At 41.6% G+C, this 19,191-nt stretch carries 13 protein-coding genes; 4 read left to right on the top strand and 9 right to left on the bottom strand.

The window, feature by feature from the left end; all coding sequences use genetic code 11:
* The first annotated feature begins 3 nt into the window (after window positions 1-3).
* The 4 genes from tssA to PR834_RS06080 are packed head-to-tail and all read left to right on the top strand — an operon-like array spanning window position 4 to window position 8,118.
* On the top strand, window positions 4-1,452 hold the full coding sequence (gene tssA, locus PR834_RS06095) for a type VI secretion system protein TssA (RefSeq protein ID WP_272536523.1): 1,449 nt from the start codon (window positions 4-6) through the stop codon (window positions 1,450-1,452).
* A complete protein-coding gene (tssM, locus tag PR834_RS06090) occupies window positions 1,452-5,000 on the top strand; it encodes a type VI secretion system membrane subunit TssM (protein WP_272536522.1) in 3,549 nt (1,182 codons plus the stop codon). The genes tssA and tssM overlap by 1 nt, the downstream gene beginning before the upstream one ends.
* Before the next feature lie 45 nt (window positions 5,001-5,045).
* Complete coding sequence (locus PR834_RS06085) at window positions 5,046-6,389, top strand: VasL domain-containing protein (protein WP_272536521.1); 1,344 nt, start codon at window positions 5,046-5,048, stop codon at window positions 6,387-6,389.
* The gene (locus tag PR834_RS06080; protein WP_272536520.1) at window positions 6,382-8,118 is read left to right on the top strand and encodes a type VI secretion system baseplate subunit TssF; all 1,737 of its coding nucleotides are present in this window, start codon (window positions 6,382-6,384) and stop codon (window positions 8,116-8,118) included. The genes PR834_RS06085 and PR834_RS06080 overlap by 8 nt, the downstream gene beginning before the upstream one ends.
* 501 nt (window positions 8,119-8,619) lie before the next feature.
* Here the strand turns inward: PR834_RS06080 and PR834_RS06075 are convergent.
* The 9 genes from PR834_RS06075 to tssD all read right to left on the bottom strand — a co-directional run.
* Entirely contained in the window at window positions 8,620-8,799 is a 180-nt protein-coding gene (locus PR834_RS06075) for a GAD-like domain-containing protein (protein ID WP_144140139.1), read from the bottom strand.
* Window positions 8,800-8,817: 18 nt separating this feature from the next.
* The gene (locus PR834_RS06070) at window positions 8,818-9,024 is read right to left on the bottom strand and encodes a T6SS immunity protein Tdi1 domain-containing protein (protein ID WP_272536530.1); all 207 of its coding nucleotides are present in this window, start codon (window positions 9,022-9,024) and stop codon (window positions 8,818-8,820) included.
* Window positions 9,025-9,047: 23 nt separating this feature from the next.
* On the bottom strand, window positions 9,048-9,446 hold the full coding sequence (locus PR834_RS06065; RefSeq protein ID WP_272536519.1) for a GAD-like domain-containing protein: 399 nt from the start codon (window positions 9,444-9,446) through the stop codon (window positions 9,048-9,050).
* A 30-nt stretch (window positions 9,447-9,476) separates the two neighbouring features.
* Window positions 9,477-9,890, bottom strand: coding sequence for a hypothetical protein (locus tag PR834_RS06060; RefSeq protein ID WP_272536518.1), 414 nt, complete (start codon window positions 9,888-9,890; stop codon window positions 9,477-9,479).
* Window positions 9,891-10,264: 374 nt separating this feature from the next.
* Entirely contained in the window at window positions 10,265-10,780 is a 516-nt protein-coding gene (locus PR834_RS06055; RefSeq protein WP_165879831.1) for an SMI1/KNR4 family protein, read from the bottom strand.
* Window positions 10,781-10,788: 8 nt separating this feature from the next.
* Window positions 10,789-15,675 carry an RHS repeat-associated core domain-containing protein gene (locus tag PR834_RS06050; RefSeq protein ID WP_272536517.1) on the bottom strand — a complete coding sequence of 1,629 codons (4,887 nt, stop codon included), beginning with the start codon at window positions 15,673-15,675 and terminating at the stop codon, window positions 10,789-10,791.
* Window positions 15,665-16,723 (bottom strand): DUF2169 family type VI secretion system accessory protein, encoded by a 1,059-nt coding sequence (locus PR834_RS06045; RefSeq protein ID WP_196725207.1) that lies wholly within the window; start codon window positions 16,721-16,723, stop codon window positions 15,665-15,667. The genes PR834_RS06050 and PR834_RS06045 overlap by 11 nt, the downstream gene beginning before the upstream one ends.
* Window positions 16,724-16,733: 10 nt before the next feature.
* Complete coding sequence (locus PR834_RS06040; protein WP_272525562.1) at window positions 16,734-18,875, bottom strand: type VI secretion system Vgr family protein; 2,142 nt, start codon at window positions 18,873-18,875, stop codon at window positions 16,734-16,736.
* An 84-nt stretch (window positions 18,876-18,959) separates the two neighbouring features.
* Window positions 18,960-19,191, bottom strand: a 232-nt coding sequence (gene tssD / locus PR834_RS06035; RefSeq protein WP_272536516.1) for a type VI secretion system tube protein TssD, incomplete at its 5' end; no start/stop codon positions are given.

The raw sequence follows: 19,191 nt of genomic DNA, 5'->3' as shown, positions 1-19,191 counted from the left end.
ATAATGACAAACAATACCCCTTATTCTTGGAAAGAACAGTTACTTGCCCATCTTGATGAACAGCTGGTGTGTAGTGCTGTGAACGATAGTGACCCCGACTGGGAGTATATCGATAGTGAAATGATAAAATTCGGCTCTCTCAGTCACAGCCAATTAGATGTTAAAGAAATTCAACGTCGGTGTTTGCGGTTGCTTGAAACACAGACAAAGGATTTCCGCTTAATCGTTCACTTATTACGTACCTTACAGCATGCAGGTGAACCTAAAGAATTAGTTTTAGCAGCGCAGATCCTTTCTGATTTTACGCGCCAGTATTGGCATGTCTGCTATCCAACGAATATTAAGCTCAAGCTACGCTTAGCGAACCAAATTATAAAACGCTTCGAGTCAGTAAACGATATTTTTTGCCGTTCTGCTAATAGCAAAATGCGTGATGATATCCTGGGATCTTTTGCCTATTTAGCTCAATTTTGGCATGAACAGAGCCCCGAACTTTCTGAACAAATTGATGCATTGAGCCGAGGTTATCAGCGAATTGAAGAAAGCGAACAGCCCATAGTGTTAGCTTCAGCACCAAAAGAAGCCGCAATGCCTATTACTGAAACTGTACAACCACCAGCAAATAGCTTTGTCATGCCAGCAATCAATATAAATCAGCATGACGAAAGACAATGGAAGCAAACGCTACTCCAAGTTTCAGAAGTTATTTGTTTACAAATGCCTGAAAGTTCAGTTGGTTATCGCTTACGACGTTATGCTATCTGGCATTCCATTACAATGTTGCCCCAAGCCGATCGTCAAGGTAAAACCCCCTTAGCGCCGGTTTCGATGGATCGCATAATGGATTACAGAGCCCAACTTTCTCAACCATCAAACTCCCTATTAAATAATGTAGAGCAAAGCTTATCACTATCGCCTTATTGGCTAGAAGGCCACATGCTCGCAGCACAAGCAGCAGCTAAACTGGGTTATTCAGAAGTCGCGGATGGTATCGCAGAAGAGTTACGTCTTTTTTTAGCTCGCCTTCCAAACCTCGTCAACTTGCATTTTTCTGATATGAGCCCTTTCGTCCCCGACAGCGTGAAAGAATGGTTAGAAGATTGTCGCAAAACAGAGAGTGGCCAATTATCTCATTCAAATACCACATTATTACAGCAAGACGTTTTACTGTGCTATGAACAACAAGGGCTTGAAGCCGCATTGAAGCTCATTGAATCAAGCCTTGTAGCTGCAATAGAGCCTAGAGATAAATTTTATGGGCAATTATTGTCAGCGCAACTATTCGAGCTCTCAGGAATGGGCTATATGGCGGCCCACTTATATCAGCAACTTTATACCGCTACTTTACACTTTTCACTCGAGGATTGGGAACCCAGCCTCGTAAGACAACTCGTTCAAAAAACAGACAAAATACCAGAAACAACAATGACTATGGATAGGGATCTACAATAATGAAATTACCGTTTTTCTCCATTTCAAACATAACCAATTCGGTAAAAAAACTGTTTTTTGCTGATAGGCCAAAAATTGCCTCCTTTTTCCTATTTTTATTAGCGTTACTCCCTGCGCTCGTCATTGTGTGGATTTGGTGGTGGGGGCCAACATTCACTTATCAAGACTCAATGCCATTTAGTACACTCACCTCACGCTGGCTTGCTACGCTAATTATTATTTTGCTTGTCGTCAGTTGGATAGGTTTAGTTACATGGCGTCGAGTAAAAAAACTTGAAGCGTTAAAACTCGATGTTGAGTTAGCCGTTGTTGACCCCGTTAGGCAGGATATTGACTTCCAAAATCGTTATTTAGACTATTGGAAATCTCAATTTACTCGTCACCTAAATGGCCATTCTAAGGCTGTTTATTTGCGCCCTTGGTATTTTGTTTTAGGTGCAAACCAAAGCGGAAAACATAGCTTATTGAAAAATACGCTGAATCCATTGGATATCGCGCCAAGTGACAATATCGTTAATGAACAAAAGCTGCCTTTAAATATTGAGTGCTTGTTAACGGATAGTGCCGTTCTTTTTGTTCCTAACGGCAAGCTATTGACTCAACCAAATGAACATAATGAGAAACCTCAACTCTATCATCGGTTGTGGGAAGAGTTACTTAATTGGATAAAGACTAATCGCTCAAGACAACCCATGAACGGGATTATTTTAACGGTAGATACCTTATCCCTACTCACCAATACGAAAGAGCAAAATAGCCAATTGATTGCCGACCTGCAAATGCGTATTGAAGAAATTAGAATGACTTTTAATAGTCAACTACCATTATATATCGTATTAACGAAGCTCGATTTATTACGTGGTTTCGATTCAATGTACCAGTCATTGGATGCGCAACAACGTAACCAAGTATTGGGTGTTTCTTTCGACCTTAAATCCCAAAAAGATTGGAAGACGGGTTTAACGCACTTCTGGTTACAGTGGGTTAACCAAATGAATAGCGCACTACCTGAAATGATGCTACAACGAGCGGAAGGTAATCAACGTAGTGATTTATTCAGCTTTGTACGTCAAATAGAAGGGTTACAGAGCCACGTTATAACATTAATTAATGCACTGTTGATTAATAACGAACAACATAACATTTGTTTAAGGGGTGTTTATCTCACCTCTGCATTACAGATTGGCCAAATAGACGATGTCTTTAGCCAAACGGCATCCGTGCAATACCATTTACCGACAGCCCCACTAACAACTTGGCCAATCAATGATAGCCACCCTTACTTTACACATAATTTATTTGACCAAGTCCTTTTCAGTGAGCCCAATTTAGCAGCTGAAAATCAATATTGGGTCAAAAAACACCGTTCTCGTCTTTTAGTCACAACACTGGCCAGTTTTGCCGGTTTAATTGCGCTTTGGAGTGGTTGGAATCACTATTATGATAAAAACTACCGCGCCGGTGAGAGTGTGCTTAATGAGGTTAAAGCCTTTAGAACGATAGATAATAACGTCCAAAAAGATACTGATGGTAGCTTACAACTTCCCGTCCTCAACCCATTGCGTGAAGCGACACTTGCCTATGGGAACCACCGCGATAAAAATGCGCTGTTTTCTGATATGGGGCTGTATCAAGGCCAAAAAGTCGGCCCACAAGTTGAGCAAGTTTATCTGCAATTACTGACCGAACGTTTCTTACCCGCAATTATGTCAGGGCTTTTAATTGAACTTAATAATGCAGATAAGGGCAGTGAAGATAAACTCGAAATTTTACGCATTATGCGCATGTTAGAAGATAAAACAGGGCGCAATAATGGCATGGTTGAAGACTTTATGGCGAATTATTGGAGCCATCTCTTCACTGGGCAACGTGAAAAACAAATGCTATTAAAAGCACACTTACGTTATGCGCTTGAACACACGGATTGGAAAGCGGAACGAGACAACGGTCTGATGACTGCGATTAAGGCCTTCACGCCTTTTGCGATCCCCATTAAAAATGCCCAGAAAGAACTCAGTGTGTTATCGCTTTATCAACGTGTGTACCAGGCATTACGGCTAAAAGCCAACCAAGAACTTTCAGCGCCTTTAAATTTGCAATATCAGATAGGCCCAAGTTTTAATACTGTTTTTACCGCTATTGATGAGGATAAATTAGAAATCCCACAGTTTTTAACACGTTCAGGATTATTAAACTATTTTATTCGCCAAAATGACAAATTAGTTGAACTCACGTTGCTTGATGCTTGGGTGCTCAATCTCACATCAAATACCCAATATAGTGAGAATGACCGTAAAGAAATTCAACGTCAAATCAGTGAGCAATATATCAGTGATTATATCGCTCAATGGCGTAACGGAATGAGTAATTTAGAAATTCGTGAATTTGACTCAATCCAAGATGAAATCATCGCTCTTGAACAAATCATCAGCGGAGAGCAGCCTTTACGTCGTGCCTTACAAGTTTTGCGTGATAATACGGTCATTCCATCCATTGATGAAAACTTACCTATTGAGAAACAAAAAGCCTTGATGGCAGAACCTTCTTACCGTTTATTAACACGTTTAGATAGAGAATTCACACCCCAAACAGAAATACTGGTCAGTAATCAAGGAGAAAACTTACAGAATCTCAATCAAAAATTGAATGATTTGCATCGATATTTGTTGGGAATACAAAACTCTCCAGTACCGGGCAAAGCGGCACTTAAAGCAGTTTCCATGCGACTCAATGATAATAATAAAGATGCCATATTTGAACTATCACAAATGGCTAAAACATTGCCTGAACCGCTCAATCGTTGGGTAGATGAACTTGCAGAACAAGCCTGGAATGTTGTCCAGAAAGAAGCTATTCGACATATGGAAGTTGAATGGAATGAAAATGTTGTAAAACAATATAATACCTATATTGCTGGTCGCTATCCGTTTAATCCAAACTCAAAACAAGATGTTCCATTAAGTGAGTTCGAACGCTTCTTTAAACCTAATGGCACACTCGATAGCTTCTATCAACAGAACTTACGTTTATTTGTTGAAAATAACTTAGTCGATAATAGGGATAGTCAATCACTGATCCGCTCTGATGTTTTAGCGCAAATTGAAACTGCAAATCGCATAAGAGAAACCTTCTTTAATGCACAAGGTAATTTAGAAGCACAATTTGCAGTTGAACCCCTTTCATTAAGTGGCAATAAACGCCGTAGTATCTTAAATCTTGACGGTCAGCTTATTGATTATGCCCATAGCCGCAGCCATGTCACGCATCTCGTTTGGCCAAACTCGATGCGTTCAAATATTGAAAGTAAACTGACTCTAGTTCCGCTTTCCGGCGATAAATCGCCTCGTTCAATTAGTTTCTCAGGACCGTGGGCACAAATGCGCTTAGTCGACAGTGCGAAGTTAATGAATATCAAATCCAATTCATTCGATATTCGTTTCACGATTGATAGCGGAGATATGACTTATCGAGTACTCGTTGATGAGTCTAATAATCCTTTCTTCGGAGGATTATTCACAAAGTTCCGTTTACCTGAAACCCTTTACTAATGTGATTGCCTCCAGTTTATGTGGGGGCATAGGATATTCAACGAGATGAAATCAGAACATTTAGTCATTAAAATCGGGAGCTCCCCTTTAGATACTCCTGAATTTATTGCTCTTAAAACAGAATTTAACAAGTTAAGTCATCCTGCACGTCCGGAGGTCAGTTGGACGCTTATTGAATCACTTTGTTTGTCTCTTTTTAAAAATCATGGTATTGACCTACAAAGCGGTGCTTATTACACAATTGCACGACTACAACGCCATGGACTCAGTGGCTTTACTGAAGGCTGCGAATTATTAGCGAATGTTATTGTTACTCATTGGGATGCGTTATGGCCTGAAAAACCGAATCAACGAACAGAAGCACTCAACTGGTTTAATACAAAGGCTAGCGCCCTACTACGCCAGCAAACCTATGAAACAAAAGACCTCCGTTTGGTTTACCGCTCAGAACGCGCGCTACAATTAATCATTGATAAACTGGCTAAAACAACGTGGGAAAAACTGCCTAAAATTGAAAACTTGTTATGGTTCTTTCAAAATTTAGCCAAACAACTTGAAAAACAGGAAGAATATGCAAAACAGAATACATCCGAATCTGTCACGCTCCCGCCTTTAGTGTATATCCAACAACCTGCTAAACAGGTAGAGCAACCATCACCAACATTTATTTTTGAACCCCCAGAGCCCGCATCAACATTAACAGTAACAACTAAAAAAATGAGCGCTACCCGTGGTTTTATATGGGGTTGTGTGCTCAGTAGTGCACTCTTTTTAGTCAGTGGATTTAGCGCCTATGTTTATTTTAAACATGAGATGGAGGCTATAACGTCCATTCCTGAAGGTGCTGTTGCCAAATGGTTATTTAAACCCGAAATAAATACCTATGAATATCATTTAGCTTTGCTCGAAAAGCGTTCCCCTCTCGCTAACTTGAAACTGATCGAGAACATGCAAGAAAAAGCAAAATCTTATTGGCCTGCGGATGCTGATCAGGCTTACTTCAGCCGAAATTGGCAAAACCAATATGAGGCGCGTTTAGAAAATATGCCTATTAATGATAGTTGGTCTGAAACAGCAATGTTGTTGCAGCAACTTTCAAATAAAATTATTCAACAAGAAAAAAACCGAGGTAGTTTTACATTATCCTATTTAAAAACTGCCATCTATGACATTCAAAAGCAGCACAATAAAGTGGAGCCTATTGAAGAAAAGCTCCGTCAATTATCGCTACAAATTAAAAATGGGCAACCGGTTCCCCCTGCCACACTCATCAATATTGATAATAAAATTAATGGATTATTAGCTCGTTACTATGAATTACAAAAACAAGCAGAGCAAAAAGGTTTAAAACCCAGCTCATATTCATCTTTTGGATTAAGTCATGAGTGAAATAAAATATATTAAAGAAAAGCAATACTTACAAAAGCTATACAGTGAATATGCAGATAAAAAGCCACATTTAGCTGATGTATTAGATCCTCAAGATCCGCAGACAAGCTACCTATTAGAAGGGTTTGCTTTTTTATCTGCGCGTTTACAGGATAAAATTGACGATGCATTTCCTGAAATTACATTGCCCCTACTGCAACGACTAGACTCCCAAGCTATAAAAGGGCTTCCAGCAACGACTATTGTACAAATTGACCAAAGTGAATTGCTTTCTTTTCCAGTAGAGATAAATAAAGACCATCTTGTCTTAGGTAATAATGGGGCTCGCTTTAGTTTTTGTCATGAATTCGTCGTAGCACCCTATAGCCTTCTCGCTAGAAAAGTGATTCAGCACCCAAATCGTTCTTGTATTTCACTTGAATTACAGTATCGAGGTGAAACTAAATTTCATTCAACAAGTTCACTTGATGTTTTTTTAGGAGCCAATAAAAAAATATCAGAAACCTTACTACTCGCATTTAGCCAGTATTTTGAAAAAATTGAAGTCGTCCATAATCATATTCGCTATGAGGGAGATCCACTTAACTACGCTTTCGAGCCCAAAATCGGAAAACCCTATAAAATTTTCCCACAAGAAAATGCATCACTCAGTGCTCCACAGCAATTATTGGAAGGCCTTTATTTACCTCATGTTCATCATTTTGTTGAGCTCAATATTCCCCAAGTTGTCACTGAGTTAGATTGGGAGCAAGAAAGGCGTTTTACAGTTAACATCTATTTCAATCAACAGCTTCCTTTGACACAAGAGGAATGTGAAAATAGCTTTTATTTAAACTGTGCTCCGGCAATGGATACCGAAGCACAACACACCTTGCTAATTGATTTTAAAGAAAATAAATCAAGTTATTTGCTTCCTATCCCTAGCCATCACTACTTGGCTGACCTCTTTGAAATTCAACTTTCACTTGAGCCACATGAACAAGAGAGAGGCATATATTGTCATTTTTATCCTACGACAGAATTGACGGCATCTTCACGCCTTATGCCTCAATACCATAAAACCCTTTTTTACTCCTTAACGATGGAGAAAAATATCACGGGGCATACCCTTTATTATTTAAACTTTTTTGATAATAAAGGCGCCCCTATGGCAACACCGCCCAGCTTACATTTTTCATGTGTTTATATAGGCTTTGAACGTAACCAAAAAAACGAAATTGGCTTATTAAACCAACACAGTGAAAAAATGCCTGACGGAATTAAAACAGGAAATATCACATTATTGTCACCTTGCTATCCTCCCATCGTTAATAACCACCATTTTTGGCAATTACTATCCCATTACAGTGCTAATGCCTCAATGCTAATGTCGTTAGAAAGCGTAAAACACTTAATTGCTGATTATATTCTCTATCGAGATACAGATAGGCAAGTGACACGAAGATGTGAGCGATTATTATCTGGGCTCATTGAGCTGAAAACACATTTATATGACCATATCTTAAAAGGTAAACCCTACCGGTGCTTATCTTTATCTCTACTACTTGATAACGCTCAATATGAAAGCGAAGGTGAAGCCTTTGTATTTACCACTCACCTCTATCACTTTTTCCCATTTTGCCTATCCGCGAATATGTTATTAGAGATGTCGGTGACACTGAATAACGAGAAAAAAACAAGGTGGCATTTATCCCCATCCCCCCTAAAAGGACATAAGTCGATGATTTAACTATCTCTTAATGAGTAACTAATTAAAGTATCCCAAAGACTACCTCAATATAGTAAAGGGGAGCATAAAAAGTGTGGCGCAAAAACGCTTCAATTGCATCCCCACCCCATGAACCTATGAGGCAGCGTTGCCTGCTTTTAAAGTTTCAAGGTTGCAGTGACTCGCTGTTGTAACGGGCGAATAATCCTATCTCTGTTTAATGGCTAGAATTCATAAAACCCATCTCACTGCGGCGAAGGTATTCTTGCCCAAACTCATTGTTCAGCTCGCAATCACAAGAACTCAGTCTATTATTTAATTTATATTATTTCAGTAAATATATCATAGAAAATAAGAATGATATTTTAGATAAACTTGATTACAGGTGTAATTATTTTCCTTAATTCTAATAAATAATCAATAGCATTTACTTTGTTAGATGCATTAAAATTTAATGTTTCTAGTTTTTGGATAATGGGATCAAAGCAATAAATTTCATTTTCATTTAATCCCCCATATTTTTCAACTAAAGAAAGAAAAAAGACCATATTGATAACGACTCCAACCTTCATTTACCCAACAATTAAGTAAGTTATCGGGTAAAATAGTTTTCCATCTCACAATATATTCAGGTGAAACATAACGAGAAGTTGTTGCTTCACCAAGACTATCGATTATTGATGCGAAGTAAAGATCTCTCATTATATTTTCTCTTTGAATCTAAATATTAATTTCATTAATTTCTGGTTCAGCCAATTGGGCTAAAATAGACAAATGAATACGTGCATCGACTTTTTGTATGTATTTAATATCAAGTTCCCCACCTAAAATAATCGCAGGTTCAAAACCAAATATTTCATTATCACCAAGAGGCCCAAATTTTTTTACCGCTTTTTCAAATAGGCCTTTTTTGTTATAGTCATCAATTTCAGATAAAACAAATAGTGACTCTATTGTGTTATTTTTAAATTTCTCCGTATTGATATTATTGATCGTTTTTTCTGCACAAAAATCGTATTATAAATTGAACTTATATCTATACAATGACCTGTTCTTTCACCGCATAAATAGATATTCCCAAATCCATTAATGGCAATCGCATGAAAACTATCAATTTCCTCTAAATAGGTGTTTTCCAACCACTCATCGACAATATCCTCATAGTCATCAGGATCTACAATTGTAAATAATCCATTATAATAACTACTCCATCCTTCATTGTGCCAATAAGTCAAAAGTAATTCAGGTAACTTTCCTCGCCACTTATCGATTTCTTCCTCAGAAACAAAACGAGATATAGTGGCTTCTCCAAATTTTTCAACAAATAATTCAAAAGCTTCATCGCGCATCTTATTTTCCTTTTCCTCGGCAGACTTCTATTAACTATAAGGCCTAACAATCTTATGCCATTCCGTCCCATCATAAAGGTCTACACTATAATCACCCGCTACCACTAAAATGCCATCACGCACATCCATATGACCAGACAGAAGAACGGTTTCATCACCATCCATCGGGCGTACCATTTCATTGCCGTCCCAACATTGCAAGCGGTAGTCGTCACAAGCCCAAACTTTATCTTCAAACCAGCGCAGCTGATTCAGTAAAATCGTCGAGCCACCGTGGTACAATTTTTCCCATTGAAATTTACGACCACGCCATAAGCTGCTGCCTTCACCACCGATATACACATAACCATCCAGCGCGCACAGCACGGCGCTTAATTGTTCATTGGAGGGAAAGCCACAGGGAATCCATTGTTCTCCGTTATAGTGCCTGCAAGAAGTTTTCACTGCCACGCCCCGCCCGTTGATGGGCGAGTAACCCGGTGGCGGTGTAATGGCTAGATTTAATCGATGGACAAGGCTCACTCTCAGAAAAACCAGCCCACCGCCCGCAATTCACCTTAAAGGGCAGTGGCTAAAAGACGCAGTTTTTGAGATAGGTTTCACGTTCTCCGTGATGATTTAAACGGCTGTTTGGTCTTGATACCCGACAGCAAAGACATAAGAGCAATAAAGCAGCAGAACCAACAACAGCAAGCGCAACTGAGTTCCATATGGTACGCGATACGCAAGCTGATGATGGAGTATGTTAGCGGAACTGAGCGGCTCTTAAAAACGAAGATGCCAGAAGATTTAAAGACCTTTTGGCTACTATATAAATATTATTTTCTTCTAGTGGATTGTATGTTCGTGCAGAAATCACGAAAAGATGGTGCTACAATTACACACTCATCTTCTTCTTTGTTAAGGCCTAGCTTAAAATACTCTATTTTCCCAGAGTTTATATTTAAGCAAAAATCATGATCTCCAGCATCACCAGCAAACGGAATGCGACAATCATAAAAATCCGTAATGGCACTTAAATTGTTTTTCCGTAATTGCCAAACTTCAGGTATAGATCTAAGAGCGTCTGAGTACAGATTTTTTTCAGGAATAAAATAAAAACTTTCAATTTCCATTGCATTATAATAACCATGAGGGATGTCATAAAAAATATCACGATAAAAATATGCACCCTTGCTAAAGTATCCGCCATTCATTGATGAATATAAATTAAATAGCTCATTTTTTCCTAAAAAATCAAAAGGTAAACATTGCTTAAACACGTCTTCAGATATTCCTGGTAAAGAATATTCAATAACTAAATTACTATCATGAAATAGCTTTGAAATTTTCATTTAACCACCTATTTACCCTTACAGTTTAATTTATTTGCTGCAGATATAGACTCATCAGTATTATATTTTAGACCTGTTTGCTTTTCAAACTCATGAACACCTCCAACATGGGGATATGAATGATAGTTTGGATTTACCAACTGCATTGTCATTTCATTCGTTGCTGGATTATAACTAACATGGTGGCTAATCCATTTTGCTGTTACAGGCTCTTTAATTCCAGCTGCTTCATAGAGTGCTAATTTATCACCAGCATGAGTACCTGTTGCTTTTATTGTAAACAACCCTTCAGGATTTTGAGGTGTAATTGTTTTAGGGTGTAGTACATCACCACCATCAGGTAAAAAAACAATTGGTTCCCTTACCAACCCAAACGGATCAACCCAACCTGTCGGACAGTGCACATACCCGTACGGATTCACACCACCCAGTAGCCCTATCGGGTCGGGACTAATATACTGCCCACTGTCCTTATCATAATAGCGGAAGCGATTGTAATACAACCCCGTCTCTCGGTCTTCATATTGACCCGCAAAACGAAAGTGGCACTCCGTATAATTGGGGTCATTGTCAGCAAGACCATCGCGGGATTGCCAAAACTGCATCTGTCCCCACGTATTCAGCCGCCCTGCCCAGCTCGCCTTGCCCGCTTCGGTAAAAATCTCTCGGGGCGTGCCTTGGTGGTCAGTCACCACATAATGCAATTTGCCATTTTGATAGCGCGCCGTCGGTGTGATAGCACCCGGTTCGTACAGCCATTGCACTTGCGAGTCATAAGCGATTGTCCCATCCGCATAAATCGGTGTTTCTTCCACCATTTGGTCGCCCGACCACAAATAGTGCCATGCCGTCACTTTGGGCTTAAGTTGGGGAAACAGTGGATTGACATGCGCCGCTTGGCTATCCACGGTTTGCGTTTTACTCAGCCGTCGCCCAAACGCATCGTAGGTATAGCGCCAACAATCCCCTTTTGGTGTGAAGCATGCGGTCAGTTGGTTTTGAGTGTTCCACAGATAGCGCCACTCTTTTGGTCGATAGCCATGTTCATAAACAACCTTTTTCTCTAACCGCCCGTTGACATCGTAATGGTAAAGTTGATACCCCCTTGCCGTATCCCGCCGCGTAACACGTCCTGCTTGTTGTTGCTGGAATAACTGCAACATCGCCCCTTGCGCATCCGACGGTAATGTCATGTGCTCGGTGAGATTCAGGTTCGCATCATAAAGGAACTTTTCATCACGATTGCCAATTTGGTTACTGTATTGGGTTTCGGTGATTTGGTCGTTCGCGTTATACCGATAAGTTGTTTGCTTCCAACGGTCATCTTCAATACGCACCACATTGTGTGCACGGTCGTATTGATAAGAACGATGCACATCAGTACAAAATGGCGGCTGCTGCGGATTCTGTTGCAGTGATTGCAAGAAGTTTTCACTGCCACGCCCCGCCCGTTGATGGGCGAGTAACCCGGTGGCGGTGTAATGGCTAGAGTTGACAAACCCCGCGTCACTGCGGCGAAGGTATTCTTGCCCGACCGCATTGTAGCTGTATTGCAGTGGCACATGTTGGTTGATTTGTAGTGAGGTGAGTTCGCCGAGCTGCCCAAAGGCATAATGAAGTTCACGATCACCGAAAGTGGTACGCGCTAACGTCGAATGGTCGCTGTCCCAATCATATTTGATTTCTTGACCATTGATTCGCTCACACGTTAAACGCCCCTGCTCATCATATTCAAATTCAACCACTGAATCGGGGTTGGTGGCTTTCACCAATTGCAAACGTGCGTTGTACTCATAGGTCGTGGTCGATAAACATTTATTTTCAACGCCATTATCCAGCCATTCACTTTGTTCAACAACCAACCCAGATACATCATAACGCCAACGTAATTCGTGTTGGTCTGGATAACGTGTTGCTATTCGGCGACCTAACTGATCATAACGGTGCTCTTGCACTCGCCCTGTAAAGTCGGTTTCACGAATAATTTGCCCCGCGCGGTCACGCTCGTAGGTGTATTTATCCCCTGTAGCGTTAATCACCGCTTTTAAACGCGTCAAAGAGTCATATTCAAAACGGACTTCTGTACCGTCGGGACGTACCATCGCCAGCAGTAAATCAAAGGGGCCATAACGATAACGGGTGATTTTGCCTTCACCGTCCGTGACAGCAACCACACGGCGTTCGCTGTCGTACTCGATATGTTGGTGAACACCGTCAGGTAAAAGAATATCACTGACACTGCCGTTTTCACTGGCATGCTCTTGGCTATAGTGGTAGCGCGTCGTGTGTTTCAGTGCATCAGTATATTCTTGCAAGCGCCCCAGCTCATCAAACTGATATTCGGTGCTGTTTTGGTACGGATTCGTTGTTTTGATTAATTGATGGGTGCTGTTGTATTCATATTGCCACTGCGCCCCATTGGGGTGAATGGCTTTAAGCAGTTCACCGTGTTGGCTGTATTCGTAGGCTTGAATGTGACCCTGAGGGTCAGTGAGGGTCGTTAGGTTACCTTGAGTGTCATAATCAAGCAGCCATTTTTCTCCCGATGGCGACGTGTAGGAAATCAATTGCCCCATCTCATTATAGTCATAATAAACATGACGCCCATCAGGAAGGAACAGGTAAGCCAATTGGCCATCAAAATGATAGCCATACTCTGTCTTCTCACCTAATGAATTGATTTCTGATTTTTTTTGACGCTGCTTCCACTGCGTATGGGTTTCACGCCAAAGAGGGTCAATCGCCCGAGTAACTAGATTATCTTCATTATAATAATAGCGTGAATAGCCGCCCTCTCCATCAATATAGGTGGTCATTCGTTGGGTATCATCATAGATAAAACGATCATGCCAATACCCTGAAGAGGAGTGAGTTGTAATGACACGGCCTTTATCATCATAAGTGAGTGTTAATTCAGTTTGATCGGTATCCCCCCACTGAACCATTAAGCCATCAGTGGTATAGCGGTGCCAAAGGTGATTTTGTTGATAGGCATCACACTCCGATAAATACCCTTGGGGATCATACGCACACACAGCAAAAACATGCTGCTCATGTTTCTGTTTGCCTCCAATGATACGCTGCAAGTGACCTTTTTGATATTCAAGCTCTAAAAGGAAGCCATCATTTCTTCTTATTTCGACTAGCTGGTGAGTGTCATTATAAATAAAATGAATGCTATTTTGGTTCCGATCCGTGATAGCACTTAAACGGCGATAGTCACCGTCAATGTGAGCAAAAGATAAGGTATGTTGCTGTATGCTATCAAAAATCGTCAATGATTCATTTTTAGACCCCGTCAACAAATAATGCGGTGCGTGAGTATTTCGGGAGCGAACGGTATTTTCTTTAGCAATAAAATCAAATTGAGCGCCATCGCTGTCTTTAAAAATAATTTTGTCGTTGTCAATTCGTAAACAACGTGACCATTCATCCGTCCATTTTGGACCAAAAAGACCACTGGCAGCAGATGTTGACTGATATGTTCGATGCAAGATAATGGGTAATAACCCGGGAATACGAACAACTTGCCACTGCTGAATAAAATCCCCTGTTGCAACATTAACAGGTTCACCTTTACATGTTGCGCCAGCAGTACAAGTCCCCCCTACATCATCACTTTTCTTCGGTGCGGGGTTTTCAGCTTTCACATCGGTATTTTTAGGTGTCCCTAATGGTTTTTCAGCTGCAGCCTCAACCTTCGGTGAAATACGGGGTCCTGGCGCAGGTAATGCTCGTTCCGCATCTTTCGCGATCTCAGTGATTGCTTGAATTGATTTTTCAGCAACTTGCGCCTCTTTTGCGGCAATAGCGGCCTCAGCCGCTCTTAGCTCCTTCAGGGTTGTAATGCCTTTTGACGTATCCGCCACCGCGTCAAGAGCCCTAGCCCCTTTGATGGCATTTATACCTTCCCCAGCTTTACCTACCGTACCTGCTTTGCTCGCAGGTAATAATATTGTCGCAATTTCTAATATTCCTCGGGACACGATCTCCGCTTTATCACTGGTGCCTTTATCCCATTTATTCTCCAAACGCTCCATCGCGTCACTTACTGCTTTTTTGGTATTTTCCCATGCCTCTTTAGCACTCTCAGACATACTTTCTTGGCAAACATTGCCTAAACGAGTATTTTCGAGAAGGATTAAAGCATCTAGTGTATTTTCAGCATTTTTAACCATTTGAATGGGGTTTATTGGGATAGCATCAGACATATGTACTAAACCGATACCCGTGTCTTTCACAAGCCCTAGCGTAGCCCGCCTTGCTCCATCTCTAACATCCCGATAAAAATTAAACGCATCCCCCGCCCATCCCCATCCTTCAACAGGCTCAGACCGAATACTGTCAATTTTCTCATCAAGATATTTATCCGCCTGATTAACCGCATTCTCTTTTGCAACTATTGCTTGACTGACAAAGCTTTGCTGTAGCGCTTCTTTTTCCGTGACCAAGTTTCGTAATAAATCAGAAATTACTGGGGGGTCATTACACGGTATTTTATTACTTTCAACAGGATTACCAGGGGACGCTTCATTCGTGATTAATGTCCCTAACGTATTTTTATTGTTCATGGCGACAAGCGAACCATGCATCGCCGCTGGCTGCCCCTCAATACGTACGGAAGTACTACCCGTCAGTATTATGCAGTCACCACTCCCTTGAGATGTGCCAGACATCACTCCTGAGCCCGCATTACTTTGAGAGCCTGCAATGATAGAGCCCACATTTAACGTGAGAGCCCCCCTAGCTCTAACGGATGTTGCAAATTTTTTGATATGATTGAGGCTTTGATAGCTATCAAACGGCACTACGGCATTGCCCACCTTACAAACATCAGGCGCACTACTGACTGCTTTAAAACCGCCTTCTGCATCACCTATGTGTTTATCCGACATGACATGCTCCTTTTGTCTGTGAAGGGACAACAACTGAAATGACAGCTTGTTTTATGGGGTATTCAGCAGGAATGCGCACCCGACGAACGACCGAAATAAATCGGTTATCAAGGTCAATGGTTAACGTGTCGAGTAAAGGTGTAACAGGAAACAACTCCCCCTCAATATCCTGAAGCAATACAAGGTACTGGTAATCGGGCAAAGCTGTGACGACCGTTGAAGATTCGGGTAACAACCCTTCCAATAAAATGGGTTCATTACCCGCTAAAAAACCGGGGTAACGTAAATGGACAGGTGCAGAGTTAAAAAATTGCTCATCAAAATCATCAGGATAAAAAGGGAACTGCGTTTCTTCCCAATGTTTATCATAGGTTCCAGCATACTCAAGACGCCCCATCCACCAACGGGATACTGGGCCAGAACCCAATGTCAATTGCTCTTCATTAATGACGTGATGTTCTCTTGGTGTCGTTATAGTGTCCTCAATAATTTGCGGAGCTGGATATCGCTTAGATTTATCTAATGCGGAAATATCAGGATAAAAACCTATTCCAACCGGATTTGCTGCGTAAGCGTCAGTTTCTCCTTGGGTATTTATCCAACGACCACCATATGCCATTTCATGGCGCAAACTTACTCCGTCAGTCAATAAAGGAGCGGTTAACTGCCAATTATCTTTTTCATATTGCCAATAGGATGGGCCCGTTAAAGTCCATGTACGAGAAAAATCCTTGACTCTGATTCCCGCTCTCCATTGTTCTGTAGGAATACCATCTTTAGGTTTTGCCACACCGCGAATGTGAATATTAGTACAAGGACGCCCAAGGACTAAATCAGTTTCATCAATAAGGCTGCTGTCTTCCGAAGTATGATAGTAATCATCCGCCATAACGAGTGGAAACTGTGTATTATTTAAATCGGAATAATGTCCCCCAGTTTTAAGTCGAAACGTTTGCCGAAACGCCAGTACATTAAATAACGCAGCTTGTTTACCGTATTTTTGATAAAGCAAATGTGGGAATGGCGTATAATTCATCACCTCAAACATCGGTTATTCCTTAATTTATATCCACATCTTTACCCGTAATCTGCACTGGGCCTGATGCTTCGAACTTAAATTCCGTGCCATTAATCGTGACATGACCGCCACTGTCCATACGTAGAACACTTGCGCCACAACGCAGTTCAATCACATCGCCCACATTGATTGATAGGGTATTCCCCACCGTGATGCTCTTGTGTTGCCCCACCGTTTCCGTATTATTTTTATCAATATTTTCAGTTCGATTGCCTTTGACCAGCATGGCTTGATTGTTATCAATAACCTCTACATGGTCATGAAGCACATGCGTAGTCCGATTATTCAACACTTTGGTATTCATATCCTTCTGGGCATGTATAAACACTTCCTGTTTGCCGTTTTCATCCTCAAAGCGCAGCTCGTTAAATCCTTCCCCTTTATGGGTTTTCGTCCGAAACGTGGTGCGGGTTTTATTTTCAGGAAAACTGATTGGAGTCGCATTGCGACCATCATAAGTACAGCCCGTGATAATCGGCCTATCAATATCCCCATTGAGGTAACTAATCTGAACGACCGTTCCGATGCGTGGTACCGCAGAAAAACCATAGCCGCCGCCACTCCAGCCCATCGCAACACGCACCCAACACGAAGCACTGTGGTCAGGCTCTCCACGTCTGTCCCAGTGAAAATGGACTTTCACCGCACCATGTTCATTGACATAGATTTCTTCACCCGGAGGGCCCACGACAGTCGCAACTTCATCACCATCCGCGGTGGGTTTATAACGATAAGGTGGCCGCCACTCTTGCGTACCAGGGATAAAAGAAACACTGTTCGACAACTGAGTACCTTCTCCGCCACCATTATCTGCCAGAGGCTGGACACCATGATGACTCACGCTAATGACTTGCCAGCTGTTATTCATCGGAAGATACGGATGATTCGATAAGGTAAAGATTTTACCCGGCATCAAGGCAAAGCAGTTTGTTGTGGCACTACCCACCTTGCTCCCATTACGTAACTGTTCAAAACGAATTTGGGTGAGTGGTTTGCCCTCTTCATCCAATTGAAAACGGCCGTAACTTTCAAAGATGCTGTGCTGCCCACCCTTTTCCAATTTATTTTCATGTTGAAGTGGGTAGGAAGGGCGAATGAAATTATTGTCTTTATGAATGGTTTCATCCACACACAAGTATTCACCATACTGCCATGTCATGGCGGTACTGTCGCTGATATCCGTATCCGCTTGCGGGTTATACATCAGGTTAATTCCCGCCGTCATCCCCATGTGTTCGTCACTGTAAAACAATTGGTTTTCTTCAAACCAAAAGTTAATCCCTTCCTCAAAGGCGAGACGACACCAAAAATCAAAGGCGGATTCTCGCTTTTGGGTGGTGTAAATACGTTTGGGATGTAAGTCATCACGGTAAAACTTGCAGTCCGATTTCACATGCGCTTCGTCCAGCAAGGTTTTTAATATGGTCGGTACGTTTTGATTTTGAAAAATACGGCTATCTTGATTAAGGGTCATCACCCACATTTCTGGACGAATATCAAAGTGATACCACGTTTTTACGTCATCCGTATTCCCTTGAACCGCCCCGGCTAAAATGCCATTCACTTTACGGACTTGGACACCATCACGCTTGACGGTTAAAGAAGAGGCGACGCCAAGGTGTTTCTGAAAATCAATAAACGGTAAGGCACTAACAGCACTAATCGAAAGGGAAAATAACGAAGACAACCCTTCCGTTAAATTAAATTCGGTAACTTGAAAAGTTTCATCGGGTAGCCCAGCAATTGAGCATGTAAACACCAAGCCACTTTCCAGACTTCCCATGCCTAGTGCATCTAACAATGCCCCGTGAGCGGCTTGTAATGCCTGACTTTCTGAAAAAGTTTGTCCACCACCAAGTTTTAATCCACCACCAAATCCACCGCCATGGATAAGCGGGTTATTGGCTACACTGTTCAATTGGGATGTCGCCTGAGTTGCCATAGATGCCGCTGTTGATACCAAAGCCCCCCCTTGCTGGGCTAATGCTGCCGCTTTTTGTACTTTACTGGACACCAACTCATTGACTTTAGATTGCACTTTATTTTTAACTTGATTTACCGCTTCATCTTTGACAATAGAAACGGGGTCAATGGTGGTTTTTTTGGGGTCTTTGCTAAACATCACTAGTCTCCATGACAAAATGGATAAGAAGCGGGGAACGAAATAAAAGCGATGACGAGCCCAAAAGAGCCCGTCAAAAAGGTATTACGCTTCGAGCGGTGCGCGCCAGTCATCAGCACCCGATGTGCCTGCAACCGTGTGCTCCCAGTCCACTTTGCGGTAAGACAGAGATACTTCGATTAACTGCGTAAAATCGGCTTTCGCAGGGTCTTGGCAGTGAGGCATTTGGCAGTCAATATTGACGATGGTTGCATCGGTTAACGTGGTGGTGAAGAAATGCTCTTGTTTACCTTCAACTGAGGTGCGGTACCATTTC

It is taken from the genome of Providencia sp. PROV182 (assembly GCF_028480325.1).
GTDB lineage: Bacteria > Pseudomonadota > Gammaproteobacteria > Enterobacterales > Enterobacteriaceae > Providencia > Providencia hangzhouensis.
This window is presented reverse-complemented; position numbering and strand designations above follow the sequence as displayed.